Annotated in this window: 25 protein-coding genes, 1 tRNA gene and 1 riboswitch; of the genes, 14 read left to right on the forward strand and 12 right to left on the reverse strand. The window is 40.1% G+C overall.

The annotated features are described in order from the left end of the window. Positions 1-5 precede the first annotated feature (5 nt). The 4 genes from N8L90_RS00500 to N8L90_RS00515 all read right to left on the reverse strand — a co-directional run bounded on the left by N8L90_RS00500 (position 6) and on the right by N8L90_RS00515 (position 2,439). Positions 6-1,082 (reverse strand): aspartate-semialdehyde dehydrogenase, encoded by a 1,077-nt coding sequence (locus N8L90_RS00500; RefSeq protein ID WP_000542462.1) that lies wholly within the window; start codon positions 1,080-1,082, stop codon positions 6-8. Positions 1,083-1,307: 225 nt separating this feature from the next. Further along, positions 1,308-1,652 carry a hypothetical protein gene (locus tag N8L90_RS00505; RefSeq protein ID WP_261023787.1) on the reverse strand — a complete coding sequence of 115 codons (345 nt, stop codon included), beginning with the start codon at positions 1,650-1,652 and terminating at the stop codon, positions 1,308-1,310. A gap of 105 nt (positions 1,653-1,757) precedes the next feature. Beyond that, positions 1,758-1,830: transfer RNA gene (locus N8L90_RS00510), tRNA-Thr, on the reverse strand. Positions 1,831-1,929: 99 nt separating this feature from the next. Continuing rightward, positions 1,930-2,439 (reverse strand): QueT transporter family protein, encoded by a 510-nt coding sequence (locus N8L90_RS00515; protein WP_049532600.1) that lies wholly within the window; start codon positions 2,437-2,439, stop codon positions 1,930-1,932. Continuing rightward, a riboswitch (PreQ1 riboswitch) is annotated at positions 2,437-2,534 on the reverse strand. It overlaps the preceding gene by 3 nt. Before the next feature lie 28 nt (positions 2,535-2,562). On the opposite strand from N8L90_RS00515, the gene N8L90_RS00520 reads away from it, so the two are divergent. Beyond that, positions 2,563-2,994 carry a GtrA family protein gene (locus N8L90_RS00520; protein WP_023944243.1) on the forward strand — a complete coding sequence of 144 codons (432 nt, stop codon included), beginning with the start codon at positions 2,563-2,565 and terminating at the stop codon, positions 2,992-2,994. Between the two features lie 82 nt (positions 2,995-3,076). Next, positions 3,077-3,460, forward strand: a complete 384-nt coding sequence (gene mscL, locus N8L90_RS00525) for a large conductance mechanosensitive channel protein MscL (RefSeq protein WP_023944241.1) — start codon at positions 3,077-3,079, stop codon at positions 3,458-3,460. Positions 3,461-3,500: 40 nt separating this feature from the next. On the opposite strand, the gene hemH is transcribed toward mscL, so the two are convergent. Then, complete coding sequence (hemH, locus tag N8L90_RS00530; protein WP_023944239.1) at positions 3,501-4,595, reverse strand: ferrochelatase; 1,095 nt, start codon at positions 4,593-4,595, stop codon at positions 3,501-3,503. 153 nt (positions 4,596-4,748) lie between these two features. Between hemH and pepT the strand changes: the two genes are divergently transcribed. Continuing rightward, complete coding sequence (pepT, locus tag N8L90_RS00535; protein ID WP_023944237.1) at positions 4,749-5,972, forward strand: peptidase T; 1,224 nt, start codon at positions 4,749-4,751, stop codon at positions 5,970-5,972. Positions 5,973-6,113: 141 nt separating this feature from the next. On the opposite strand, the gene pta is transcribed toward pepT, so the two are convergent. The 4 genes from pta to yjbM are packed head-to-tail and all read right to left on the reverse strand — an operon-like array spanning position 6,114 to position 9,498. Next, the gene (gene pta, locus N8L90_RS00540) at positions 6,114-7,088 is read right to left on the reverse strand and encodes a phosphate acetyltransferase (protein ID WP_000451580.1); all 975 of its coding nucleotides are present in this window, start codon (positions 7,086-7,088) and stop codon (positions 6,114-6,116) included. Between the two features lie 43 nt (positions 7,089-7,131). Continuing rightward, on the reverse strand, positions 7,132-8,028 hold the full coding sequence (locus N8L90_RS00545; RefSeq protein WP_023944234.1) for an RluA family pseudouridine synthase: 897 nt from the start codon (positions 8,026-8,028) through the stop codon (positions 7,132-7,134). Continuing rightward, entirely contained in the window at positions 8,025-8,843 is an 819-nt protein-coding gene (locus N8L90_RS00550) for an NAD kinase (protein WP_000799054.1), read from the reverse strand. Before N8L90_RS00550 ends, N8L90_RS00545 begins: the two co-directional genes overlap by 4 nt. Continuing rightward, on the reverse strand, positions 8,827-9,498 hold the full coding sequence (gene yjbM, locus N8L90_RS00555; protein ID WP_023944232.1) for a GTP diphosphokinase: 672 nt from the start codon (positions 9,496-9,498) through the stop codon (positions 8,827-8,829). Before yjbM ends, N8L90_RS00550 begins: the two co-directional genes overlap by 17 nt. A 127-nt stretch (positions 9,499-9,625) precedes the next feature. On the opposite strand from yjbM, the gene N8L90_RS00560 reads away from it, so the two are divergent. From N8L90_RS00560 to N8L90_RS00590, 7 genes are all read left to right on the forward strand, one after another. Then, positions 9,626-10,195, forward strand: coding sequence for a CYTH domain-containing protein (locus N8L90_RS00560; RefSeq protein ID WP_023944230.1), 570 nt, complete (start codon positions 9,626-9,628; stop codon positions 10,193-10,195). A gap of 112 nt (positions 10,196-10,307) precedes the next feature. Beyond that, positions 10,308-11,267, forward strand: coding sequence for a ribose-phosphate diphosphokinase (locus N8L90_RS00565; protein ID WP_001283823.1), 960 nt, complete (start codon positions 10,308-10,310; stop codon positions 11,265-11,267). Between the two features lie 9 nt (positions 11,268-11,276). After that, complete coding sequence (locus tag N8L90_RS00570) at positions 11,277-12,392, forward strand: cysteine desulfurase family protein (protein WP_219966711.1); 1,116 nt, start codon at positions 11,277-11,279, stop codon at positions 12,390-12,392. 4 nt (positions 12,393-12,396) lie between these two features. Further along, positions 12,397-12,744 (forward strand): DUF1831 domain-containing protein, encoded by a 348-nt coding sequence (locus tag N8L90_RS00575; RefSeq protein WP_000863540.1) that lies wholly within the window; start codon positions 12,397-12,399, stop codon positions 12,742-12,744. Positions 12,745-12,751: 7 nt separating this feature from the next. Further along, positions 12,752-12,967: a DUF4649 family protein gene (locus tag N8L90_RS00580; protein WP_000462492.1), complete on the forward strand. Its 216-nt coding sequence runs from the start codon at positions 12,752-12,754 to the stop codon at positions 12,965-12,967. Between the two features lie 82 nt (positions 12,968-13,049). Further along, positions 13,050-13,691: a redox-sensing transcriptional repressor Rex gene (locus N8L90_RS00585; protein WP_000653414.1), complete on the forward strand. Its 642-nt coding sequence runs from the start codon at positions 13,050-13,052 to the stop codon at positions 13,689-13,691. Positions 13,692-13,708: 17 nt separating this feature from the next. Continuing rightward, positions 13,709-14,398, forward strand: a complete 690-nt coding sequence (locus tag N8L90_RS00590; protein ID WP_023944221.1) for a gamma-glutamyl-gamma-aminobutyrate hydrolase family protein — start codon at positions 13,709-13,711, stop codon at positions 14,396-14,398. On the opposite strand, the gene radC is transcribed toward N8L90_RS00590, so the two are convergent. From radC to N8L90_RS00605, 3 genes are all read right to left on the reverse strand, one after another. Then, on the reverse strand, positions 14,395-15,075 hold the full coding sequence (gene radC, locus N8L90_RS00595) for a RadC family protein (protein ID WP_023944219.1): 681 nt from the start codon (positions 15,073-15,075) through the stop codon (positions 14,395-14,397). The genes N8L90_RS00590 and radC overlap by 4 nt on opposite strands. Before the next feature lie 42 nt (positions 15,076-15,117). Next, complete coding sequence (pcrA, locus tag N8L90_RS00600) at positions 15,118-17,409, reverse strand: DNA helicase PcrA (RefSeq protein WP_261023798.1); 2,292 nt, start codon at positions 17,407-17,409, stop codon at positions 15,118-15,120. A gap of 159 nt (positions 17,410-17,568) precedes the next feature. Further along, positions 17,569-19,239: a formate--tetrahydrofolate ligase gene (locus tag N8L90_RS00605; RefSeq protein ID WP_261023801.1), complete on the reverse strand. Its 1,671-nt coding sequence runs from the start codon at positions 19,237-19,239 to the stop codon at positions 17,569-17,571. 229 nt (positions 19,240-19,468) lie between these two features. Here N8L90_RS00605 and coaB point away from each other — a divergent pair, with 229 nt between their 5' ends. The 4 genes from coaB to N8L90_RS00625 all read left to right on the forward strand — a co-directional run bounded on the left by coaB (position 19,469) and on the right by N8L90_RS00625 (position 21,974). Beyond that, complete coding sequence (gene coaB / locus N8L90_RS00610) at positions 19,469-20,158, forward strand: phosphopantothenate--cysteine ligase (RefSeq protein WP_261023803.1); 690 nt, start codon at positions 19,469-19,471, stop codon at positions 20,156-20,158. A gap of 11 nt (positions 20,159-20,169) precedes the next feature. Next, positions 20,170-20,721: a phosphopantothenoylcysteine decarboxylase gene (coaC, locus tag N8L90_RS00615; RefSeq protein WP_261023804.1), complete on the forward strand. Its 552-nt coding sequence runs from the start codon at positions 20,170-20,172 to the stop codon at positions 20,719-20,721. Continuing rightward, entirely contained in the window at positions 20,705-21,268 is a 564-nt protein-coding gene (locus N8L90_RS00620) for an ECF transporter S component (RefSeq protein WP_000747412.1), read from the forward strand. The genes coaC and N8L90_RS00620 overlap by 17 nt, the downstream gene beginning before the upstream one ends. Positions 21,269-21,446: 178 nt before the next feature. Beyond that, complete coding sequence (locus tag N8L90_RS00625; RefSeq protein ID WP_001097388.1) at positions 21,447-21,974, forward strand: ECF transporter S component; 528 nt, start codon at positions 21,447-21,449, stop codon at positions 21,972-21,974. Positions 21,975-21,980: the final 6 nt, after the last annotated feature.

Consider the following 21,980-nt stretch of genomic DNA (forward strand, 5'->3'; position numbering starts at 1 on the left):
TATGACTATTTTAACTCAAATTTCAATTCAGCTGTTGGACGAACCAAGCCACGTTCATGAAGAGTTTCAGCAATCTGAACTGAGTTCCAAGCAGCACCTTTGAGAAGGTTATCTGAAACAACCCACATGTGAATTCCTTTTTCTGCATCCAAGTCTTTACGGATACGACCAACAAAGGTATCACGTGAACCAACTGCATTGATGGCTTGAGGATAGATTTGATGAGCTACATCATCTTCAAGGACAGCGCCTGGGAAGGCTGCGATAGCTGCTTTCACTTCTTCAATTGGAGCCACTTCTTTTGTTTCGATGTAAACAGACTCAGAGTGAGCTGACAAGACTGGAATGCGCACACATGTTGCAGATACTGCAATGCTATCATCTTCCATGATTTTCTTAGTTTCCTTAGTCATCTTCATCTCTTCGTAAGTGTAATCATTGTCAGTGAAGACATCGATTTGTGGAAGAGCGTTAAAGGCGATAGGATAGTGTTTCTTGTCACCACCTGAAGGTAAGATTTCCGCATGCAAATCACGTGGTTTCACACCATCATTCAACACTTCACGAAGTTCACGTTGTGTCTCAAGAATTGCTCCCATACCAGCACCTGAAACTGCTTGGTAAGTTGAAACGATGATACGATCCAAGCCCCATTTTTGACGGACAGGTTCAAGCGCCACCATCATTTGGATTGTTGAACAGTTAGGGCAGGCAATGATCCCGTTGTGAGCATCAAGTGCGTGAGCATTGACCTCTGGAACAACCAATGGTACGTCTGGATTTTGACGGAAATAAGATGTATTATCTACTACTACCGCTCCAGCTTTCACTGCGTATGGTGCATATTTAGCTGATGTAGAACCACCTGCTGAAAAGAGAGCAATATCAACTCCCTCAAAAGCTGTTTCAGTCGTTTCTTCAATCGTAATATCTTGATCTTTAAATTTCAAAGTCTTGCCTGCTGAACGTGCAGAAGCAAGTAAACGAATTTTATCGATTGGAAGTGTTGATTCTTCCAACATTTTTATCATCTGAGCACCGACAGCACCTGTCGCGCCGACTACAGCAACTGTATATCCCATAAATAACCTCTTTCGGAATTTTCTAAAAATTTCTATAATAGATGTATTATACTACTTTTTCCATGAATTGCAAAGCTTTTTCATTATTTTTTGGAAAATAAAAATCCCCAGTCGCTAGACCAGGGACTAAGAGGCATCTTCATGTGATGAGCAGGTTCACACAACTCATCAAGGTCCGCTCCTGCGTTATGACCTCCTTATGCTCAATAGTAGTCCGAAGACAACCTATCGACTCATCGCATCTACTATTCTACTAAAGAGAATCACTTTTGTCAACAGACGAAACTCTTTATACTCTTCGAAAATCTCTTCAAACTTCGTCAGCGTCGCCTTACCGTATGTATGGTTACTGACTTCGTCAGTCTTATCTACAACCTCAAAACAGTGTTTTGAGCTAACTTCGTCAGTTCTATCTACAACCTCAAAAACATGTTTTGAGCTGACTTCGTCAGTTTCATCTACAACCTCAAAAACATGTTTTGAGCTGACTTCGTCAGTTCTATCTACAACCTCAAAGCAGTGCTTTGAGCAACCTACGGCTAGCTTCCTAGTTTGCTCTTTGATTTTCATTGAGTATTAGTTTTATTTACACAGATACATAAGAAATATCTTTGAAAAATTTGAGGCAGACATAACAAAAAACCTTGTAAATAAAGGTTTTTTCTGTCTATTTAATGCTAATTGCCGGGATTGAACCGGCGACCTCATCCTTACCATGGATGCGCTCTGCCAACTGAGCTAAATCAGCTTACTTAAAAAGTATACTACAGTTAGAAAATCTTGTCAAGTTTCCTAAGAAATTTTCCTAAAGAAAAAGCCAGGTAAGAGCTACCTAGCTTATCTTCTTCTATTTGCTTAAATCAATTCGACGACCAATTTTACCAATAATAATCGCTCCAATAATCAATGAGGCAAATTCACCAACTCCTGTTGTAAACCAAGTAAGGAAAAATGGTAATTCTGCTACAATATTCAACTCCGCAGCGATAGTAAACATGGAAATTGAAAAGAGGATTGAAAAGAAGAAATGATCTTTTCGAATCAATCCATTAAAGAGGTAGTCTTTACTGTATTTTGCAAAAAGCCAAACACCTAGACTGAGGAATACCAAGGTTGATCCACCACCAACAAAGACATCTAGCAGTCCGAAACTAAAGAAATTAGCAATCATACAACCGATTGTAACTCCGATGATGTACTTAGGATTGTAAAAAGCCATAAAGTTCATCATTTCTGAAATACGGAACTGATAAGCACCATAGCTGATGGCATTTAGGGGCGGTGTGACAGTCAAAACGACATAAATAGCAGCAACGATTGCAATATCTGCAACATCACGAATAGTTAATTTTTTCATCTTTTCTCCTTTAGCGGGTTATCCGCGTGTAATATGCTTGGTGAAAGAAGCTAAGCACCAAGGGTTGCTTTATTCAACCTTACTAGTATAGCACAATAGTCTGCTTTATGCTATACTTAAACCATGAAAATTCCTATTCAAAAATTTTTTAACAATGAAATCTTAGCCTATCTCTTTTTTGGCCTTGCAACAACTCTAGTTTCGATTCTCTCACGATTCGTCATTTATCAACTAAGTCATCAGGAACTCCTTGCTACTGCTTTAGCAAATATTATCGGTGTCCTCTTTGCCTTTATCACAAATGATACGATTGTGTTTAAACAAGCAAGGAAGAATCGACTTATCCGTTTAGTAAAATTTTCTCTTGCCCGCCTTTCTACTTTTCTGTTAGATTTGCTCTTTACTTTTCTGTTTGTGACTCAGTTTCCTCACATCATAGGACAATTCGTAAATGAAAGTCTTGACAAAATCAATGCAATCGAAACAGTTCTTGCACAAATATCAATAATTATTCTTAATTATATTCTAAGCAAGCTATATGTTTTTAAAAAATAAAAAATTTTGAGCATATATCTTGCAAGCTCTTCTTAATTAATATATAATTAAGAGTAAAAATTTTTTGAAAGGGAAAATGAAAATGTTAAAAGATCTTAAAGCATTTTTGCTTCGTGGTAATGTTGTTGACCTTGCTGTCGGTGTGATCATTGCCTCTGCTTTTGGTGCTATCGTTACTTCATTTGTTAATGATATCATCACTCCACTCCTATTGAACCCAGCCTTGAAAGCTGCGAAAGTACAAAACATCGCTGAGCTTGCATGGAATGGTGTTACATATGGTAAATTCTTGAGTGCTATTATCAACTTCCTTGTTGTAGGTACTGTTCTCTTCTTCGTTATTAAAGCTATGGAAAAAGCTCAAAGCCTTACTAAAAAAGAAGAAGTTGTTGAAGAGGAAGCACCAGCTGCACCAACTGAATTGGAAGTACTTCAAGAAATCAAAGCTCTTCTTGAGAAAAAATAATCGATTAAAAGGATCTAGCGCAAAGCTAAATCCTTTTTCTTTACTCTTTTGGTAACTTACCTGCTTTCTCAAGCATTTTTTTGATAAGATAAGGCATCTTAACATTTTCCCGACCTTTTTTCTCAATCAGTTTTTTCACAAATTCTGGCATTTGTAAATCTTGAGATTCAGCCAAGATATTTTTAGTCTCATCTGAAGGAACTAACTCATCAAAGGTTTCTTCTTCTGGGAGAAATTCCTTAAATTCTTGATGTTCATTAGCTCTGACTGTATTAACCAAAGCATCAATCAAACGAGAATCCGTATTTGGCATTGGTGGTCGATGGTAGTTCACACCCAATTCTTGACACAAGTCAAAACATTCCACATCGTTGTCAAACAAGACTTCAATATGCTCACTAATAAAGCTGATAGGAACAAAAATATAATGGTCTGGATGTTCTGTCTGTTCTCTGAGATACTCCAAGACATCTGGCTTAATCCATGGAATACCTATATCACTTTCACTCTGCCAAGTGTTAGTATATTGCTCGGAACTCAAACCTAGTTTTTCAGCAACTAACTTGCTATTTTCAAAAATTTGGTCGATATAAGGGTCACCAAAATCCAAGGCAAAAATGGGTACACTATGGGCTGAAAAGATAACTTTAAAGCTATCTTGCTTCACTTCTTCTTTTAAAATCTTAGCAATTTCATCTGCCCAATAGTTTAAGAGCGCTTCTTCTTGATACCAATCCTTAATAACTAAAAATTGAATTTGCTTGCTTTCTAAAAATTTCTCATAACCCATGACAGAGTAGAAAGAATAATGGGGCTCCAAAATCAAGCAAATACACTGCTCAACTCCGTCTGCTTCCATCTGACTAATCACATCTGGAATAAAGGGTCTTGAAAACTTATTGGCAAAATAGACACTATACTCATTCCCCAGTCTAGCCTCTACCAAGGCAACTTCTTCACGGGTAATTCTTTGCAGAGGCGTACCTCCAATAAGTACATAATTATCATAGAGTGTTTGAATCTCGTGGTCTTGAGGTCTCACTCCACGACGAATATTTGTGAAAAAATCAGCCACACCTTCAAAGGTAATCTCTTCTGGCGAACCGAAAGTCATCATTAAAATTGCTTTTTTCATAATTGCTTCCTTGTGATATTTTTATCAAGTTTATTTTATCATTTATCCATTAATAAGTAAACGCCAACATAGCGAATTTCTCTAACTTCTGTCTTTTGTTTTTCTCTCTTTTCTATGATACAATGGAAAAAATGAATTCAAAAGGAGTTTTTTATGACTTATCCCAATCTCTTGGACCGATTCCTAACCTACGTTAAGGTCAACACGCGCTCTGATGAACACTCTACTACTACTCCAAGTACGCAGAGTCAGGTTGACTTCGCGACAAATGTCCTAATTCCTGAAATGAAACGTGTTGGATTACAAAATGTTTATTATCTACCAAATGGTTTTGCTATTGGAACTTTGCCAGCCAACGATCCGTCTTTAACACGAAAAATTGGCTTCATCTCCCACATGGATACTGCTGATTTTAATGCCGAAGGAGTTAATCCTCAGGTGATTGAAAACTACGATGGTGGTGTGATTGAACTTGGAAATTCTGATTTCAAACTCGATCCAGCTGACTTTGAGAGTCTTGAGAAATATCCAGGACAAACACTCATCACAACTGATGGAACAACTTTGCTAGGTGCTGATGACAAGTCAGGAATAGCTGAGATTATGACAGCCATTGAATATCTGACTGCCCATCCTGAAATTAAACACTGTGAGATTCGTGTTGGTTTTGGTCCAGATGAAGAAATCGGTGTTGGTGCCAATAAATTTGATGCAGAAGATTTCGATGTAGATTTTGCCTACACTGTTGATGGTGGCCCACTAGGTGAGCTTCAGTACGAGACCTTTTCAGCAGCGGGTGCTGAATTGCATTTCCAAGGACGTAATGTCCACCCTGGTACTGCCAAAGGACAAATGGTCAACGCCCTTCAGCTAGCAATTGATTTTCACAATCAACTTCCAGAAAATGACCGCCCTGAGTTAACAGAAGGTTACCAAGGTTTCTATCATCTTATGGATGTGACTGGTAGTGTCGAGGAGGCGCGTGCAAGCTACATCATTCGTGATTTTGAAAAAGATGCCTTTGAAGCGCGTAAAGCAGCTATGCAGTCTATCGCTAATAAGATGAATCAAGAACTTGGTAGCGACCGTGTCACCCTAAACTTAACAGATCAGTACTACAATATGAAAGAAGTCATTGAAAAAGATATGACTCCAATTACCATTGCTAAAGCCGTTATGGAAGATCTGGGTATCACTCCTATTATCGAACCAATCCGTGGAGGGACAGACGGCTCTAAGATTTCCTTTATGGGAATCCCAACCCCGAATATCTTTGCGGGTGGAGAAAACATGCACGGACGTTTTGAATATGTTAGCCTTCAGACTATGGAACGTGCAGTTGATACAATCATTGGTATCGTAGCTTATAAAGACTAAAAATAGGCTGGGCAAAAACTCAATTTTAAGAGAAAATGAAGTAAATCTTCACACAATAAAACGCATAGTATCAAGGTTTTTCGGCTCCTGATACTGTGCGTTTTTTGATTATAAATACGGATTATTTGGTATAACTTCTCTTTATTGATGAACTGCTTGGGCCGCTGTGATAAGGGTCAACTTGTACACATCATCCGCATTACATCCACGAGAAAGGTCGTTAACTGGCTTGTTCAAACCTTGCAAAACAGGTCCTACAGCCGCAAAGCCACCAAGACGTTCAGCCATCTTGTATCCGATATTTCCTGCCTCGATACCTGGGAAGATGAAGACATTTGCTTGACCAGCTACCGTACTTCCAGGAGCTTTCAGAGCTGCAGTTTCAGGAACAAAGGCTGCATCAAATTGCAACTCACCATCGATTTCAAGGTCAGGACGCAAGTCGTGAGCAATTTTAGTGGCTTCTACAACCTTATCGACGCTTTCACCAAATCCTGAACCTTTAGTAGAATAGCTCAGCATGGCAATTTTAGGCTCGATGCCAAACATCTTAGCTGTGATTGCTGAGTTGATGGCAATTTCAGCCAAGGCTTCTGCATCAGGATTGATATTGATAGCACAGTCTCCAAATAGGTAACGTTCCGTACCACGAACCATGAGGAAGGCACCTGAAGTACGAGTCACATTTGGACGAGTTTTGATGATTTGAAGAGCTGGACGTACTGTTGAAGCTGTTGAGTGAATCGCACCTGATACCATTCCATCAACCAAGCCCAAGTAAACTAACATAACACCAAAATAGTTGACATCTTCAACCAAAACCTTGCGTGCATCTTCTTCAGACATTTTGCCCTTGCGACGCTCTACTAAGGCAGCAACCATTTCTTCAAATTGAGGATAATGTTGAGGGTCAATGACTTCATAACCATCCATGATCCCTTCAATTTCAAGATAAATTTTAATTTTTTCAGGATTTCCAAGCAAAACAGGAATCACTTCTGTTTCTTTTACCAAGCGTTTAGTCGCTTGAAGAATACGTGGCTCTTCCCCTTCAGGGAGAACGATACGAGCATTTTTACCAACAAGGTTGGCTTTTAGACTTTCAAAAACTTCCATGAGTTTTCTCCTTTTAGATAATAATTATACTCTGAATCGGTTTTTATAGAGTATTAGTTGATAACTGAGTAATAAGGTTACTGAAATCATCCGGCAAGGAACTTTCTAACTGCAAGTCTTGCTCTAAAAATGGATGATAGAAGGATAGGTAATGGCAATGCAGAGCCTGACGTTGAATGCCGTCATCCAAGCTACCACCATACAAATCATCTCCCAACAAAGGAAAACCAATATGAGAAAAATGGACTCGGATTTGGTGGGTTCGACCAGTATGCAATCGAATGTCGACCAAGTGAATATTTCCATAGGAAGCGACAATCTTGTAGGAAGTATGGGCGTACTTCCCACCTTTAGCTACGCGTCTGGTGATAATAGAGTCTTCATCACGCGCAATCGGAGCAATAATTTCTCCTTCGGGCTCTAAATATCCATCTCCTTTAACCAAAGCAAAGTAACGTTTTTCAATGGACTTCTTCTGCAACTGCTTGTCTAATCGTGCGTGGGCATAGCCATGCTTGGCAAAAAGCATCAAGCCAGAAGTGTCCCTATCAAGCCTGGTCACAATGTGAACCTGCTGATTTTCGTAATTTTGCTTGACGTAGTAACCCTTGATAAAATTGGCAATGGTATTGGAGTGATTAACACTAGGAATAGAAGCCACTCCATAGGGTTTGTTTAAGACTAGAAAATGGTCATCCTCATAGAGAATATCCAGAGGGCGCTCAATAGCTTCCAGAGTTTCAAAGCCTTCCTCGGCGGGAATATCGATGATAACTCGGTCTCCAATATCCAATAGATAAGTTGCATTTTGAGGTTGGTCATTGACCAGAATAGCTCCGCCTCGAAACTTAATCTTGGCCAGAAGTCCCTTAGAAACCTCGTGCTTTTTTAAGAAGGTCTTAACCTTGACATGTTCATCTGCGATAAATTCAAACCTCATTCGTCCACCTCGCCGATAAATGCATCCTTAACACGATTCCAGAAACTGGTGTGGCTAGGTGATGCGACAAAGTGAATCTTATGATGGTCGATTTGATACTCAATTCGCTCAATATTACGGAAAGAATAAACGCTATTGTCAACCGAAATAGTATGGTAATCGTTTCTCGTTGGAATGAGTTCAATCTTATCCTTCTTAGGAACAATAATGGAAGAGCCCAACGTACGATAAACACGATTATTAAGGCTGGCAATTTCCGTCAACTGAAGAGCTTCAATGGTAGGGTGTAAAACAGCCCCGCCAAGCGACTTGTTATAGGCTGTACTACCAGTCGGAGTCGAAACTGTTAGCCCGTCTCCACGAAAACGCTCAAAGGGAACACCATTGATTACAATATCTGCTACCATGGTTCGATCAGACCTGCGGATACTAGCTTCATTTAGTGCTCTGAAAATCTTAACTTCACCATTTCCAAGAAAGACCTTCACATTCAGAACAGGGTATGATACCTTTGCCCCAGTATCTAGTTGCAAATTAGTCACTAGCTTGTCCAACTCAAAATCACGGTAGTCCGTATAGAAGCCCAAATGTCCAGTGTGAACACCAATGAAGCGGACCTTGTCAAGCTGGTTTTCGTACTTATGAAAAGCCGACAAGAGCATGCCATCCCCACCTATGGAGATGACAATATCCGGATTGGTATCATTGAGTATAAACTGATTTCTCTTCAAACGATCTCGCAATTCATACAAAACCCTTTGACTCTGCGGTTTTCTATTAGCTATCAGATCAATTCGTTTACCTGTATTCTTCATCTGTATCGTCACTGTTTCCTACACCGTCATTTAATTTTCTACTCAAAGGATCAAAAAGTGCCTGAGCTTCCTGGATATCATCTCGAATTTTACCCATTTCTTCATCCAACTGATGAGCAATCTTGGCTGTAATTTCCAGTCGCTTCTTTATCTCCTCTGGGAAATCCCCTTGGTACTTGTAGTTGAGAGAATGTTCTATTGTTGCCCAGAAATTCATGGCCAAAGTACGAATCTGAATTTCTGCCAAAATAGTCTTGGCTCCATTGATGGTGTCAACCATATATTCTACTACCACATGATAGGAACGGTAGCCTGAAGCCTTTCGATGAGTAATGTAATCTCGTTCCTGTATGATTCGCATGTCCTGACGTTTGCGCAAAATTTCCACTACTTCCTTGACGTCATCTACAAACTGAACCATCACACGCAAACCAGCAATATCTTGCAAATCGTGCTCTAAGGTCGCATAAGTAATGCCACGACGAGCCATTTTCTCCTTGATACTCTCAATTGGCTTGACTCGACCAGTCACAAACTCAATCGGAGAATGCTTATTTTGCTTACGATATTGCTTACGAATACCACGAAGTTTAATCTTTAACTCACCAACAGCTTGAATGTAAGGATCTAAAAATTCTTCCCATTCTAAGGTCATATATTCTCCCTTGTTCTCATACTATCCTTCAAAAATATCTTTGATTTTTTCTCCAGATTCATATACAATAAATACAATGCTATTATATCATAAATCCGCTTTCAACGATAAAGAAAAGGTAAGAAAAATGAAACATTTAGAAATTGAATTGAAAACACTCTTGAAAAAAGATGAATATAATCATCTAAAAGAACAGTTCACAGGTGTCACTCCTGTTCTTCAAAAAAATTACTACATGGACACGCTTGATTTTGAACTGCGAGAAGAGAAAGTTGCTATGCGCATTCGAACCTTTGAAGACTGGGCAGAATTGACACTCAAAGTCCCGCAAAGTGTTGGAAACATGGAATACAACCAAAAATTGCAACTAAAAGATGCTGAAAACTATCTGAGCAAGAAAGAACTTCCTCAAGGGCTAGTACTGGATGAATTGGCGAAACATGGTATTAAAACAAGTGAATGGCAGATTCTTGGTTGTCTAACAACACTTCGCTATGAAATGCAAACAGCTATTGGTCTCATGGCGCTGGATGAAAGTCAGTACTTTGATATTACAGATTACGAATTAGAGCTTGAAGTTGAGAATCACGAGCAAGGGAAACAAGATTTCCAGCAATTTTTAGAGGAAAATCAGATTTCCTACCAAAAAGCCCCTTCAAAATTGGTTCGATTTGTCAAAAGCATGAAAAATAGCTGAAATAATCTTCATTTTTTGGTAAAATAGAAAAGATAAAAATACACAAATCCCAGTTCATATAGGCAAGACATATATAACTAGGATTTATAAAGTTTACAGAGGACGGTCTATAATGTCAGATAGAAAAAACATGAAACTTTTCGCACTCAACTCTAACCAAGAGATTGCACAGAAAATTGCACAAGCTGTTGGTGTACCGCTTGGAAAACTATCATCACGTCAATTTTCAGACGGAGAAATCCAAGTAAATATCGAAGAAAGTGTCCGTGGTTATGATGTTTACATCATCCAGTCTACAAGTTTCCCTGTTAACAACCACCTAATGGAATTGTTGATCATGGTTGACGCTTGTGTGCGCGCAAGTGCCCACAGTATCAATGTTGTCCTTCCATATTTTGGCTATGCACGTCAAGACCGCATTGCTTCACCACGTGAGCCACTTACAGCAAAACTAGTTGCTAATATGCTAGTTAAGGCTGGTGTTGACCGTGTCCTTACCCTTGATTTGCATGCTGTTCAGGTGCAAGGCTTCTTTGATATTCCTGTTGACAACCTCTATACAGTTCCTCTATTTGCAAAACATTATTGCGATAAGGGCCTACTTGGTTCAGATGTTGTTGTCGTTAGCCCTAAAAATTCAGGTGTGAAACGTGCTCGTAGCTTGGCTGAATATCTTGATGCTCCTATCGCCATTATCGATTACCCTCAAGACGATGCAACTCGTAACGAAGGTTATATTATTGGTGATGTTGAAGGTAAGAAAGCCATCTTGATTGACGATATTTTAAATACAGGACGTACCTTCTCTGAAGCTGCTAAAATCGTTGAACGTGAAGGGGCTACAGAAATTTATGCTGTTTCTAGCCACGGTCTCTTCGTCGAAGGAGCTGCTGAACTTCTTGACAATACTAATATTAAAGAAATTCTTGTGACTGATTCAGTAGCAACAAAAGAAAAAACTCCTAAAAACGTATGCTACATCACTGCTAGTGAGTTAATTGGTGATGCCATCGTCCGTATCCACGAAAGAAAACCAGTCAGCCCACTCTTTGCCTACAACAAAAAGAAATAAGGTGATCCTTTGATTTATTTGGACAATGCTGCAACGACTCCTATGTCAGCAGTTGCTATTTCAGCTATGACCAAGGTTATGCAAGAAACCCATGGCAATCCATCTAGTATTCATGGTCATGGTCGTCAAGCTGGCAAACTCTTGAGAGAAGCCCGTCAGGAACTAGCCCAGTTACTAGGGACAAAACCTCAACATATCTTTTTCACTTCTGGTGGGACTGAAGGCAATAATACTGCCATCATTGGCTACTGTCTTCGTCATCAAGAACAAGGAAAACACATCATCACAACTGCCATTGAGCATCATGCTGTCCTTGAAACGATTGATTACTTGGTTCAACACTTCGGTTTTGAAGTAACCATTATCCAGCCAGAAAATCAAGAAATCACCGCCCAGCAAATTCAAGAGGCCTTACGTGACGATACGATTTTGGTTTCTACCATGTTTGCTAATAATGAGACAGGAAACCTACTTCCCATTGCTGAAATTGGCCAAATACTCAAGCAACACCCAGCCGCCTATCATGTCGATGCAGTTCAGGCTATTGGTAAAATCCCTATACACCCAGAAGAATTGGGCATTGATTTTCTCACTGCTTCGGCCCACAAGTTCCATGGTCCTAAGGGAATCGGTTTTCTCTACGCTTCTAGCATGGACTTTGATTCCTATCTCCATGGCGGAGACCAAGAACAGAAAAAACGTGCAGGTACTGAAAATCTAGCTGCCATCGTAGGCATGGTTGCAGCCCTAAAAGAAGACCTAGAAAAACAAGAAGAACATTTTCAACATGTACAAAATCTAGAAACTGCCTTTCTGGCGGAGCTGGAGGGAGTTCAGTGTTACCTGAATAGAGGAGAACACCATCTCCCTTATGTTCTCAATATTGGATTTCCTGGCCAGAAAAATGATCTCTTACTCCTTCGTCTAGATTTAGCTGGAATTTCAATCTCTACTGGCTCAGCCTGTACGGCAGGCATTGTCCAATCCAGCCATGTTCTTGAAGCTATGTACGGAGCAAATTCAGAACGCTTGAAGGAATCCGTTCGTATCAGTTTGTCGCCACAAAATACTGTCGAAGACCTACAAACCCTCGCAAAAACCTTAAAAGAAATTATCGGAGGTTAGCCATATGGCATTTGAAAAAACCATTCAGTTAAAAAATTGTCGTTACGACTACACTCTTAGCCCTTCTGTTAAAAAATTCACCCTTAAGGACAACACCTTTTTTGAGACTAAGGTTGGTAACTATGAATTGACTCGCCTTTTGGAAAAAGTTCCGAACAGTGGTGAAGGCTTCCAACTCAAAATCATCATTAACAAGGAACTCACAGGGGCTAAAATCAATATCACTGACAAGTTTGGCCTTCGTCTTGTTGATATTTTCAAATCAGAAGACCACCACATTCATCAGGAAAAATTCTACTTCCTCATGGATAGCTTAGTAGAACGTGGTGTCTTTACAAAATCAGAAAGATAGAGCCAAGATGTTTGAACTAACCTATAAAGATAGCTATCATGTAGAGCGGACTCTCAAGTACGAGGATTATGAGGCTCTCATGCTGGCTCTATCAGGATGTGTGACTCTACCAGATACACTTTATGTAACTTCTCTGACTTTTAATGGCCAGAAAGTTTATCAGGGGCTGGTCGGAGACCTCTACCGTTTTCTATCACATGCAGATTTTTTACATCAAAACTAAGATTTTTCTTAGTTTTTTCTTATTTTTGTTGATTTTTTCACAATGTTTCTATAAAATAGAAGAATAGAAAGGTTGTGATTTTGTGAAAGATAAACAGTCTGCTATTCCAAAAGCTACAGCGAAAAGACTCTCTCTCTACTATCGAATTTTTAAGAGATTTCATGCAGAAAAGATTGAACGTGCCAACTCTAAGCAAATTGCAGAGGCTATCGGTATTGATTCAGCAACCGTACGTCGTGATTTTTCCTATTTTGGTGAACTTGGTCGTCGTGGCTTTGGCTATGATGTCAAAAAACTCATGACGTTTTTTGCCGATTTGCTCAATGATAACTCTATTACCAATGTCATGCTGGTTGGTATTGGAAATATGGGGCATGCCCTTCTCCACTACCGCTTCCACGAACGTAACAAGATGAAGATTATCATGGCCTTTGACCTAGATGACCATCCTGAAGTCGGTAGCCAAACCCCTGATGGGATTCCTATTTACGGAATTTCTCAAATCAAGGATAAAATCAAGGATGCCGATGTGAAGACTGCTATCCTGACCGTTCCCAGCGTTAAGTCACAAGAAGTTGCCAATCTCTTGGTTGATGCTGGCGTGAAAGGAATTCTTAGTTTTTCACCAGTCCATCTGCATTTACCAAAAGATGTGGTCGTTCAGTATGTCGATTTGACAAGTGAACTCCAAACCCTCCTCTATTTCATGCGAAAAGAGGATTAGAAAGCGAAAATCATTTTATGAAAAAACCAGTTATAGGGATTACAGGAAACGAAAAAACTCATCCAGATGATGACATCATGATGAGCTACGCAGCAAAAGGCTTTGTTGAAGGCGTTAAAGACGCTGGAGGGATTCCCATCATCCTACCGATTGGTAATCAAGAAATGGCCTGCCACTATATCAGTATGATTGACAAGCTCATCTTGACAGGTGGGCAAAATGTTGATCCAAAATTCTATGGTGAACCAAAAACCATTGATAGCGATGACTACCACCTTCAAAGAGATATCTTCGAACTGGCCCTCATCAAGGAAGCTATTAAACAGAAAAAGCCAATTTTTTCTGTCTGCCGTGGAACACAACTCTTTAACGTTGCCATGGGTGGAACTTTGTATCAAGATATCGAAGATCACTGGCAGGATTGTTCCGCCGAGTACACAACCCAACGCTTAGTGACAGAACCAAATACCGTTCTCCGAGAAATCTATGGAGAAATCTCCCATATCAACTCCTTCCACCATCAGAGTATTAAGGATTTAGCACCTAACTTAAAGATTGCAGCTCATGATCCTAAAGATGGTATCATTGAGGCTGTCATGAGTACGGATGATGTCGCCTTTCTCGGTGTCCAATGGCATCCAGAGTTTCTTTTTGAAAATCGTCCCAAAGATAAAAACCTCTTTGACTATGTCGTTAATGAACTTTAGATTAAATCTGTCTTTTCACGATAGCTAAAATAACTGGAGTGAGAGACAATCAAATGGTCCAAGAGGACAATTCCCATCAGGTCACAGGCTTCTTTAACAAGTTTAGTGACATGATCATCATTTCGGCTAGGGGCTACCGCTCCCGAAGGATGATTATGAACCAATATGAGTGAAGTCGCCATATGCTTGATAGCATAGTGAAGAATCTCACGTGGTTCAGCAATACTACGAGTTGCAGAACCGATAAAAATGGTCTGTTGATGGATGATTTGATTTTGAGTATTGAGATAGAGCGCCACCAGGTGCTCTTGTTTTTTGTCCCCCAATTCCTGCTGCATCTTCTTGGCCAACTTTTGGCTACTGAGAATACTTTCCATCTCAAAGGTCTCATGCTTGTGAATACGATGCCCCAGTTCAATCATTGCTTGTAATTCTATGGCCTTAACGCGCCCGATACCAGATAGGCTCTGCAATTCCTGCAGGGTCATTTTTTTCAAATCCGTTAGGCTTGAAAGATTGCTCAAGACTTTCTGGGCAATTTCAAAAACGCTAGTCTGACGTGTCCCTGTCCTGAGTAGAATAGCTAGCAACTCTTGGTTACTGAGCGCTTCAACTCCTTCTTTGGCCAGTCTTTCTCTTGGCAGCAGTGAATCTTCTTGGAATGAAATACTGTACATAAAAATCCTCCTCACTTTATTATTCGTGAGAAGGATGGAAAATTAGATTTTTTTCTCAATTGGGGCTACACTAGCTAAAAGTTTTTTCAAACCTACTTCTGGGAAATTGATTTTTAATTCCTGCGTAGCACCGCTACCTGAAACTTCCAGAACGGTTCCCTCTCCCCATTTCTTGTGGAGAGCAATGTCACCAATAGACCAATTTGCCTCACTAGACACGGATTTTGCGCCAGCTGTAAATTGACCAAATGGGAGACCGCTTGACTGGATAGTTTTTGGAGCAGCACTGCGTTTACGCTCTTGAAGGGCCTGGGCAAGACTCATACCTTGACCGAAGGCAAGGCCACCACTGCTATAAGATGCCTTAAAGCTTGTATTAGCTGGACGGGCCAATCCTTGATACTCAAGTAAGTCTGAACTGATTTCGTTAATAAAACGAGTCGGACGATTGTAGTTGGTACGACCAAAAAGCAGGCGTGAGTTGGCATTGGTCAGATAGAGAATTTTCTCTGCACGCGTAATTCCTACATAGGCCAGACGGCGTTCTTCTTCCAATTCATCTTGATCTTCAGCCGCACGGCTAAGCGGAAAGACATTTTCTTCCATCCCAATCAAAAAGACAACTGGAAACTCGAGACCTTTGGCAGCATGCAGGGTCATCAGGGTCACTTCTGATGTCTCCTGACTACCTGAATCTGTGTCGGCAATCAAGGCCAAGTCATTTAAGAAACGACTCAGTTTGTCCAGACCAATTTCTTCTTCTGGCCCATCAGAGGTGTCATCAAAGTTTTTCGTCACAGAAAGGAACTCTTCAATATTTTCAACCCGAGCCTTGCTTTCTAGAGTTGCTTGGGCATTAAGAATATCAACGTAACCTGTTTTTTCTAGAATAGCCTCAACCAACTCTGTAATAGTTAATTGGTCCAGTTGCTCCCGCAAATCCAGAATCATACTGGCAAAATCCCATATAGACTGGGCTGCTTTACCCTTGATACCAGACAACATGATATTGGCTGAAGCATCCAACATAGACATATCTTGCATATTCGCAAAATCACGGATTTTCTCAACAGTGCCTGGCCCAATTCCACGTTTCGGTTCGTTGATAATACGCTCAAAACTGATATTGTCACTCAAATTGGCAATAAGATTGAGATAAGCGATAATATCTCGGATTTCCTTACGGCTGTAGAACTTGGTTCCGCCAACCATGGTATAAGGGATATTTGACTTGAGCAAGGCTTCCTCAATTGTACGGGACTGCGCATTAGTCCGATAGAGAACTGCAAAATCCTTGTGAAGGAAGTTTTGACAGCGACCTAGTTCATCAATTGTTCTGGCTACAAATACAGCCTCATCTAGCTCATCATTGGCACGATAGTAAACGATTTGCTCCCCATCAGCATTTTGAGTCCAGAGATTCTTAGGACGGCGATTTTTATTGTTTTTAATGACCTCGTTGGCCGCTTGGAGAATGGTTTTAGTTGAGCGGTAATTCTCCTCCAACAAAACAACCTTGGCTTGGGGATAATCCTTTTCGAAGTCCAAGATATTCTGCATATCAGCACCACGCCAACCGTAGATAGACTGGTCCGCATCCCCAACCACACAGATATTTTTAAAACGGGAAGCCAAGAGTTTGACCAATTGGTACTGGGCATGGTTGGTATCTTGGTACTCATCAACGTGGATGTATTGAAATTTCTGCTGGTAATAAGTCAAAACATCAGGATTCTGATCAAAAAGACGCAGGGTCAACATAATCAAATCATCAAAGTCAACCGACTCCGACTGACGCAGTTCTTTCTGATAGGCTGTATAACACTGGGCCACAATTTGCGTGTACATATCTCCAGCTTGGGCAGCATAGGCAACATCATCAATCAGATCATTCTTAGCATTGGAAATGGTTCCCAAAATAGTTCGTTCATTCCATTTTTTAGGATCCAAGTTCAACTGCTTGAGAATCCGTTTCATGAGAGTTCGCTGTTCACCAGGATCCACAATAGTAAAATTACGGTTGTAGCCAATATGATCCGCATCACGACGCAAAATACGCACACACATAGAGTGGAAGGTCGCAATCAGACAGTCCTGGGTTGCTGGATTAAGGTTATAAGCACGCTCCTTCATCTCACGCGCAGCCTTGTTGGTAAAGGTAATAGCCAAGATATTCCAAGGATTGACCAGCTTTTCATCAATCAAATAAGCGATACGGTGGGTCAAAACACGAGTCTTTCCAGAACCAGCCCCTGCCATGATTAACAAGGGACCTTCTGTCGTTTGCACCGCCTCAGCCTGACGGTCATTCATTCCATTTAATAATGCGTTCATCTTCTCTTCCTTACTCTTGAAGTCAATATTTCTATTATATCAGAATTCAGGGAAAATATCTTTACCTAGACTGGTTACGTGTAGAAGGCAACTTCTTATATCTAGATAAAAAATGAGCTTGGATAGTATTTCCAAACTCATTTGAATTCAATTAAACTATTAGAACAAACCTAGAACGGTTCCATCGCTTTCAACATCCATGTTGAGGGCTGCTGGTCGTTTTGGAAGTCCTGGCATGGTCATGACATCACCAGTTAAGGCAACGATGAAGCCTGCACCTAATTTTGGTACCAATTCACGAATGGTAATTTCAAAGTTTTCAGGTGCTCCAAGTGCATTTGGATTGTCTGAGAAGCTATACTGGGTCTTAGCCATACAGATTGGCAATTTGTCCCAACCGTTTTGAACGATTTGGGCGATTTGCGTTTGAGCTTTCTTTTCAAAGTTCACTTTGCTACCACGGTAGATTTCAGTAACAATCTTTTCAATCTTTTCTTGAACAGAAAGATCATTGTCATACAAACGTTTGTAATTAGCTGGGCTTTCAGTAATTGTCTCAACCACCGTTTCAGCAAGAGCTACTCCACCTTCGGCACCATCAGCCCAGACACTTGCTAGTTCAACTGGCACATCAATAGAAGTACAGAGTTCTTTCAAGGCTGCAATTTCTGCTTCAGTATCAGACACAAATTCGTTGATAGCTACGACTGCAGGTACTCCAAATTTACGGATATTTTCAACGTGGCGTTTCAAGTTAGCAAAACCTGCACGCACTGCTTCTACATTTTCCTCTGTAAGAGTGTCTTTAGCCACGCCACCATTCATCTTAAGGGCACGAAGGGTTGCGACAATGACAACTGCATCTGGTGAAGTTGGCAAGTTTGGTGTCTTGATATCAAGGAATTTCTCAGCACCAAGGTCTGCACCAAAACCAGCTTCAGTAACTGTGTAATCAGCCAAGTGAAGGGATGTGCTTGTTGCCAAGACTGAATTACATCCATGAGCGATATTGGCAAATGGACCACCGTGTACAAAGGCAGGTGTACCATAAATTGTCTGAACCAAGTTTGGCTTAATAGCATCCTTCAAAATCAATGCTAAAGCACCTTCAACCTGCAAATCGCCTACAGAAACAGGTGTACGGTCGTAACGATAACCGATAACGATATTGGACAAACGGCGTTTCAAGTCCTCGATATCCGTAGCCAAGCAAAGAATTGCCATGATCTCTGAAGCAACTGTAATGTCAAAGCCATCCTCACGTGGAATACCATTTAGAGGCCCACCAAGCCCAACAGTCACATGGCGAAGTGCTCGGTCATTCAAATCCACAACACGTTTCCAAAGAATACGACGTTGGTCAATTCTCAACTCATTTCCTTGGTGCAAGTGGTTGTCAATCAAGGCAGAAAGCGCATTGTTGGCAGTCGTAATGGCATGCATGTCTCCAGTGAAGTGAAGGTTGATGTCTTCCATTGGCAGAACTTGAGCGTAACCACCACCAGCGGCACCACCCTTAATCCCCATTACTGGACCAAGAGATGGTTCGCGGATAGCAATCATCGTTTTCTTGCCAATTTTATTCAAGGCATCCGCCAGACCAATGGTAATGGTTGATTTTCCTTCACCTGCAGGTGTTGGGTTGATGGCAGTAACCAAGATCAATTTCCCAACTGGATTGCTCTCAACTGCACGAATTTTATCAAAGCTGAGCTTAGCTTTGTACTTTCCATACAACTCTAAATCGTCGTAAGAAATTCCAAGTTTCTCTACAACATCAACGATTGGTTTCAACTCAATACTCTGTGCGATTTCAATATCTGTTTTCATTCAAAACTCCTCTAACCTCTTATATGATAATTCATTATATCACAAAACAAGATTTTTAACATCCCAAAACTCTCTAAACGTTCGTAAATATCCCTGTTTTTAAGGTTTTTAGAGTCCTTTCTTAAATTTTATATGGCTTTATAGTTTGAAACTATAGTAAATCTTCGTTTTTACCAAAAATTTATCACTTTCATTTTACTTACCGTTTATTTTTGTGTACAATAGTGCTATGAAAATTTTAGTTACATCGGGCGGTACCAGTGAAGCTATCGATAGCGTCCGCTCTATCACTAACCATTCTACAGGTCACTTGGGGAAAATCATCACAGAAACTTTGCTTGCTGCAGGACATGAAGTTTGTTTAATTACTACAAAACGAGCTTTGAAGCCAGAATCCCATCCCAACCTAACTATTCGAGAAATTAACAATACAAACGACCTTCTCCTTGAAATGCAAGAACGTGTTCAGGATTATCAAGTCTTGATTCACTCAATGGCGGTATCCGACTACACTCCTGTTTATATGACAGGGCTGGAAGAAGTTCAGGCTAGCTCCAATCTAGAAGAATTTTTAAACAAGCAGAATCATCAAGCTAAGATTTCTTCAACTGATGAGGTTCAGGTTTTATTCCTTAAAAAGACACCCAAAATCATCTCTCTAGTCAAGGAATGGAATCCTACTATTCATCTGATTGGTTTCAAACTGCTAGTTGATATTTCCGAAGACCATCTGGTTGACATTGCTAGAAAAAGTCTTATCAAGAACAAAGCAGACTTAATCATAGCAAATGACCTAACTCAAATATCAGTAAATCAGCATCGTGCAATCTTTGTTGAGAAAGATCAGCTTCAAACAGTCCAGACTAAAGAAGAAATTGCAAAACTCCTCCTTGAAAAAATTCAAGCCTATCATTCATAGAAAGGAAAGCTATGGCAAACATTCTCTTAGCTGTAACGGGCTCAATCGCCTCTTACAAGTCGGCAGATTTAGTCAGTTCTCTAAAAAAACAAGGCCATCAAGTTACTGTTTTAATGACTCAGGCTGCTACAGAGTTTATTCAACCTTTGACACTACAGGTACTCTCACAGAATTCCGTCCACTTGGATGTCATGAAGGAACCCTATCCTAATCAGGTTAATCATATTGAACTTGGCAAAAAAGCAGATTTATTTATCGTGGCCCCTGCAACTGCTAACACTATTGCAAAACTAGCCCACGGCTTTGCGGACAACATGGTAACTTGTATGGCTCTAGCCTTGCCAAGTCATATTCCTAAACTAATAGCTCCTGCTATGAATACAAAAATGTATGACCATCCAGCAACTCAGGCTAATCTGAAAACATTAGAAAACTACGGCTATCAGCTGATCGCTCCTAAGGAATCCCTCCTAGCTTGTGGAGACCACGGACGAGGAGCTTTAACTGACCTCACAATTATTTTAGAAAGAATAAAGGAAACTCTCGATGAAAAAACGCTCTAATATTGCACCCATTGCTATCTTTTTTGCAACCATGCTCGTGATACACTTTCTGAGCTCGCTTATCTTTAACCTTTTTCCATTCCCAATCAAACCGACTATCGTTCATATTCCTGTCATTATTGCCAGCATTATTTACGGTCCACGAGTTGGAGTTACACTTGGATTTTTGATGGGGCTACTTAGCTTGACGGTTAACACGATTACCATTCTACCGACAAGTTACCTCTTCTCACCATTTGTACCAAACGGTAACATCTACTCAGCTATCATTGCCATCGTCCCACGTATTTTAATTGGTTTAACTCCTTATCTGGTCTATAAACTGATGAAAAACAAGACTGGTCTGATTCTAGCTGGTGCCCTGGGTTCACTTACCAACACAGTCTTTGTACTTGGTGGAATTTTCTACCTTTTTGGAAATGTCTTTGATGGTAATATCCAAAAACTCCTAGCAACTGTTATCTCAACGAATTCGATTGCTGAATTAGTTATTTCCGCAGTTCTAACCCTAGCCATTGTTCCAAGACTACAAACCTTGAAGAAATAAAAACAATCTCCACTTTCATACTTGAAGGTGGAGATTTCGCTCTGTATAGTTTTGATTTTTAGTGAAATGTTTACGAGTCTTTAATTAAAAAACGACCTATAAACCCAAGTAAATCCTTGCTTTATTGTCTTGTTTATAGTACTATACTAGTGTATATACAGTTAAAAAGGAGATTCTTATGAACACACGGAAAAAGACACAATTTATGACAATGACTGCCCTCTTAACGGCTATTGCAATTTTGATTCCAATTGTTATGCCTTTTAAAATTGTCATTCCTCCTGCTTCTTACACTTTGGGAAGCCACATCGCTATTTTTATCGCTATGTTCTTGTCGCCCTTGATGGCAATTTTTGTCATCATAGCCTCTAGTTTTGGATTTTTGATGGCTGGATATCCCATGGTTATCGTATTTCGAGCTTTTTCCCATATCTTTTTTGGGACTCTAGGAGCTCTTTACCTACAAAAATTCCCAGATACCCTAGATAAACCAAAAGCTTCCTGGATTTTCAACTTTGTGTTAGCTCTTGTCCATGCCCTTGCTGAAGTATTAGCTTGTGTCGTTTTTTATGCAACTTCCGGTACCAATGTAGAAAATATGTTTTATGTTCTATTTGTACTAGTTGGATTTGGCACAATTATCCATAGTATGGTAGACTATACATTAGCACTAGCTGTCTATAAAGTGCTTCGAAAACGCCGTTAAAAAGGA

This window comes from Streptococcus mitis (assembly GCF_946190115.1).
GTDB lineage: Bacteria > Bacillota > Bacilli > Lactobacillales > Streptococcaceae > Streptococcus > Streptococcus mitis_CO.